General features: G+C 60.3%; 5 protein-coding genes and 1 pseudogene. All 6 read left to right on the top strand.

The window, feature by feature from the left end; translation table 11 throughout:
- Window positions 1-127 (top strand): annotated as a pseudogene (locus AC1DWI_RS14610) (3-hydroxyacyl-ACP dehydratase FabZ); the annotation flags it as partial.
- Between the two features lie 155 nt (window positions 128-282).
- Window positions 283-1,077, top strand: a complete 795-nt coding sequence (lpxA, locus tag AC1DWI_RS14615) for an acyl-ACP--UDP-N-acetylglucosamine O-acyltransferase (RefSeq protein ID WP_477725086.1) — start codon at window positions 283-285, stop codon at window positions 1,075-1,077.
- A gap of 14 nt (window positions 1,078-1,091) precedes the next feature.
- Window positions 1,092-2,306 carry a lipid-A-disaccharide synthase gene (gene lpxB, locus AC1DWI_RS14620; RefSeq protein ID WP_477672449.1) on the top strand — a complete coding sequence of 405 codons (1,215 nt, stop codon included), beginning with the start codon at window positions 1,092-1,094 and terminating at the stop codon, window positions 2,304-2,306.
- Window positions 2,278-2,895, top strand: a complete 618-nt coding sequence (gene rnhB / locus AC1DWI_RS14625; protein ID WP_477725087.1) for a ribonuclease HII — start codon at window positions 2,278-2,280, stop codon at window positions 2,893-2,895. The genes lpxB and rnhB overlap by 29 nt, the downstream gene beginning before the upstream one ends.
- On the top strand, window positions 2,892-3,683 hold the full coding sequence (locus AC1DWI_RS14630) for a TrmH family RNA methyltransferase (protein WP_477669261.1): 792 nt from the start codon (window positions 2,892-2,894) through the stop codon (window positions 3,681-3,683). The genes rnhB and AC1DWI_RS14630 overlap by 4 nt, the downstream gene beginning before the upstream one ends.
- Window positions 3,684-4,074: 391 nt before the next feature.
- Window positions 4,075-4,464, top strand: a 390-nt coding sequence (locus tag AC1DWI_RS14635) for a carbamoyl-phosphate synthase domain-containing protein (RefSeq protein WP_477725088.1), incomplete at its 3' end; no start/stop codon positions are given.

A 4,464-nucleotide genomic window follows, 5' to 3' on the forward strand; every position in this document is an offset into this window, starting at 1 on the left:
GCTGATCATGGACGTCACACTGGACCGCATGAAGGCCGGCATTTTTAAATTTAAAGGGGTCACCAGGGTAGGTGAGACCATTGCCTGTGAAGCCGAATTGATGTGCACCATGCGCACGATCGCGTGAATGGGCCCCACGCTTTTCGCTTCGCGTAATTCGCTGCCCCCCGAGAGGGCTGCTGCGCCTGCGGTCTGGCGGAGCCAGTCCCGCGGCCCCGGTGTGAAGGGGGACTTGCCCATACGGCTTTTGGCCGACCTATTCGCTGAACAGTTGATTTCGTCATGACGGCTATACATTCCACTGCACTTATTGATCCGCAAGCCCAGCTCCATGAGTCGGTGAGCGTCGGTCCCTATACGGTCATTGGTCCGCACGTGAAGATTGGTGCCGGCACCACCGYGGGCGCCCACTGCGTGATCGAAGGACACACCACCATAGGCCGTGACAACCGGATTTTCCAGTTCAATTCACTGGGTGCAATTCCGCAGGATAAAAAGTATGCGGGTGAACCTTGTGAACTGGTGATCGGCCACCGCAACACCATTCGCGAGTTCTGCACCTTCAACATCGGCTCGCCGGGCGACACTGGCGTGACCCGTGTGGGGGATGACAACTGGCTCATGGCCTATGTGCATCTGGCGCACGACTGCGTGGTGGGCAACAACACCATTTTTGCCAACAACACCCAACTGGGTGGCCATGTGCATGTCGGCGACTGGGTGATTCTGGGCGGCTTCACCGTCGCGCACCAGTTCGTGAAAATCGGTGCCCACAGCTTCACCGCCATGTGCTCGCTGCTGTTTGCCGATTTACCGCCTTTTGTCATGGCGCAGGGACAACCGGCCGAGGCGCGCTCCATGAATTTTGAAGGGCTGCGGCGACGGGGCTTTTCACCGGAGCGAATTTCCGCTGTCAAGGCCATGCACAAAGCGCTGTACCGTGACGACCTGACCCTGGATGTATCGCGCGAGCGCATTGCCGCTCTGACGGAAAAGTACCCAGATGCCGCGCCTGATGTGCAGATGATGCTTTCATTTCTGGAACAAACCTCGCCGCAGCGCGGCATTGTCCGGTAAGACCTATGTCGTTGATGGAGCCAAGCCCTCTGCCAGCCCGTAGAGAGGCAGGCCTCCCCGTTGCGGACTCCCTGAGAGCCCGTTCCCCTTGCGTGGCGATGGTCGCGGGCGAAACCTCTGGAGATTTGCTCGCCGGCCTGCTGCTCGATGGTTTCAAGGCCCGCTGGCCGGCACTGACGTCAAACGGTATCGGCGGCTCACAGATGGCAAGCCGCGGTTTTAACGCCTGGTGGCCCAGTGAAAAGCTGGCGGTACGCGGGTATGTTGAGGTATTGCGGCATTACCGCGAGATCGTCGGCATACGCGAACAACTGAAGCAACGCCTGCTGGATCAGCGCCCAGACCTTTTCCTTGGCATTGATGCACCCGACTTCAATCTTGACCTGGAGGCGGCGCTCAAGGTCCAAGGCATCAAGACCGTGCATTTTGTCAGCCCCGCCATCTGGGCCTGGCGTGCCGACCGTGTTGAAAAGATACGGCGCAGTGTGGACCACGTGCTGTGCATCTTTCCTTTTGAGCCTGCGCTGCTGGCTGCTCATGGCATTGCCGCGACCTATGTGGGGCACCCGCTGGCCAATGTCATTCCCCTGCAGCCTGACCGCGCAGCGGCCCGGCGCAAGCTGGGTTTGCAGGATGAAGACACCGTGGTGGCCATTCTTCCCGGTAGCCGGAAATCCGAAATCCAGTACCTCGCGCAACGATTCTTTAAGGCTGCAGCCCTTATTCAACATGCGCAACCAGCTATCAAATTTATAGTGCCGGCCATTCCCGCGCTGAAGGGCGTGATTGAGCGCCATGCGGACGTGGAAGGAATGAAACCCCATCTGCAGATCATCGAGGGCCAGTCCCACAGCGCGCTGGCGGCATGTGATGTAACGCTGATAGCGAGTGGCACCGCCACGCTGGAGGCGGCGCTTTTCAAGCGGCCCATGGTGATCGCCTACAACATGAACTGGCTGTCATGGCAAATCATGCGGCGCAAGAAATTGCAGCCATGGGTGGGCCTGCCCAATATCCTCTGCCGGGAGTTTGTCGTTCCGGAGCTGCTGCAGGACGCGGCCACGCCTGAGGCGCTGGCAGCGGAAGTGCTGAAATGGGTTGACGCAAAGTCTTCGGCACCTGACAAAATAGCGGCTGTAGAACAACGATTTACCGCGCTGCATGCGGAACTGCAGCGGGACACTTCAAAACTGGCGACAGATGCGATCCAGCAAATTCTTGAAAGCTGAGCAAACACCCTTGTCATGGGATACGCCTGGCCTTGTGGCTGGCGTGGACGAAGCTGGCCGGGGACCATTGATGGGCCCGGTGGTCGCGGCCGCCGTCATTCTTGATGAGCTCAATCCCATTCAGGGGCTGGYCGACTCCAAGAAGCTCACGGCCTTGCGCCGCGAAAAACTCTATGACGAAATCCGCGCCAAGGCACTGTGCTGCTCGATTGCGCTGGCAACCGCCGAGGAGATCGACAGCATCAACATCCTGCAGGCTACTTTACTGGCCATGCGGCGCGCGGTGGAAGGCCTGCGCCTCAAGCCCAACAAGGTGCTGGTCGACGGCAACCGGCTGCCAACACTGGTGATCCTGTCCGAGGCCATTGTGGGTGGTGACGCGCTGGTGCCTTCGATTTCCGCAGCGTCGATTCTGGCCAAGGTTTACCGCGACCGTTGGTGCGCGGAGTTCCATCTTGAGTATCCCCAGTACGGGTTTGCCGACCATAAAGGGTACGGCACGGCCGAACATCTGGCTGCGTTGCGCGAACACGGCGCCTGTCCCCAGCATCGCAGGTCCTTTGCGCCGGTGGCTGAGGTCTTGCGGTGAGTTCCGGCTTCTCCGGATCCTCCGGCTCCGCCACGTACATCACTTCGCGCGACAACCCCCTGATCAAGGACCTGCGCAAGCTCTCGCAGGACAGCACCGCGTACCGCAAACAGGGGCGCGTCTGGCTGGAGGGGGACCATTTATGCCGTGCAGCGCTGGCGCGCGGCCTGCAGCCTGCCATCGCCGTTTTTTGTGAATCATTTTGGTCTGCAAGCCAATCTGAATGGGCGCAAGCAGCTATCAAAAACATAGTAATTTCCGATGCACTGCTGCCGGAAATCAGCGGCCTGGAGTCACCCGCTCGCATGGGTTTTGTGCTGGATTTGCCGGCGCCCGCCAGCCCGCAACCCCATGCAGCCTCGGTCATCCTGGACCGTGTGCAGGATGCCGGCAACGTGGGCTCCATCCTGCGCAGCGCAGCGGCCTTTGGCTTTGGCCAGGTTCTTGCCCTCAGGGGTACGGCGGCGCTCTGGTCGCCCAAAGTGCTGCGTGCCGGTATGGGTGCCCACTTTGCACTGCAACTGGTGGAAGGCCTGGAGCCCGAGGCTCTGGCAGCATTGACCGTGCCCATCGTTGTCACCAGCTCGCACCAAGGCAGCTTTTTGCATCAGCAGAAGTTGCCTGTGCCGTGTGCATGGGCCATGGGCCACGAAGGGCAGGGCGTTAGCGACGACCTCATGAGCCGGGCGGCGCTCAAGATCCGCATCGACCAACCGGGGGGCGAGGAGTCGCTTAATGTGGCAGCCGCGGCCGCAATTTGCCTGTACGCAAGTTCGCTGAAGATATAGACCCACCCCCGTCCAGGCTCACTGCGTGTAGCCCGTTCCCCCCTTCCGGGGGGCGGCGCCTGGGGCTGGCAAAGCCGAACCCGCGGCCCCCACTGGTGAAATACTCCCCTGCATTCGCCCTGAATCTTCAAGCCAGCATGAGCCGCGGAACCGGCTCTGCCGGGCCGTAGGGCGGGCAGCCCCCTCGGGGGGCAGGGAGCTACACGAAGTGAGCGACCGTGGGGGCCACATCCCTAGGCTATAATCAAGGGCTTTTCAAAACACAGCTTCGCCCGAGCGCAGACAAAGCAAACACCCTCACAAAAGCAGCCAACTAAGGCAGCCAGCAAGAGTCTCCCTGAGACGTTTCTTGTGCACGCTTGGGCGAACCGTAACCAACTCGGAGAACCCAGTGCTTTTGTCTCTACAGGGATCACGCGAAAAATCCCCACACGCCATACTGGCGCTCGCAGACGGCACGGTCTTTATCGGCAATTCCATTGGAGCCGCAGGCTCCACAGTCGGCGAGGTGGTGTTCAACACCGCCATGACCGGCTATCAGGAAATCCTCACGGATCCGAGCTACTGCCAGCAGATCGTCACCCTCACGTACCCGCACATCGGCAACTACGGCATCAATGCCGAAGACGTCGAAGCTGAAAAAGTCCACGCGGCCGGCCTGATCATCAAGGACCTGCCGCTGCTGGCCTCGAATTTCCGCATGACCATGACCTTGTCCGAATACCTGGTCAAGGAAAACACGGTAGCCATCGCCGGCATAGACACCCGGCAGCTCACACGC

This window comes from Polaromonas sp. P3_C2, from assembly GCF_056402675.1.

Bases quoted from the DNA above. Each gene is read 5' to 3' on its own strand.
- lpxB (WP_477672449.1), top strand. From the start codon at position 1,092: ATGGAGCCAAGCCCTCTGCCAGCCCGTAGAGAGGCAGGCCTCCCCGTT.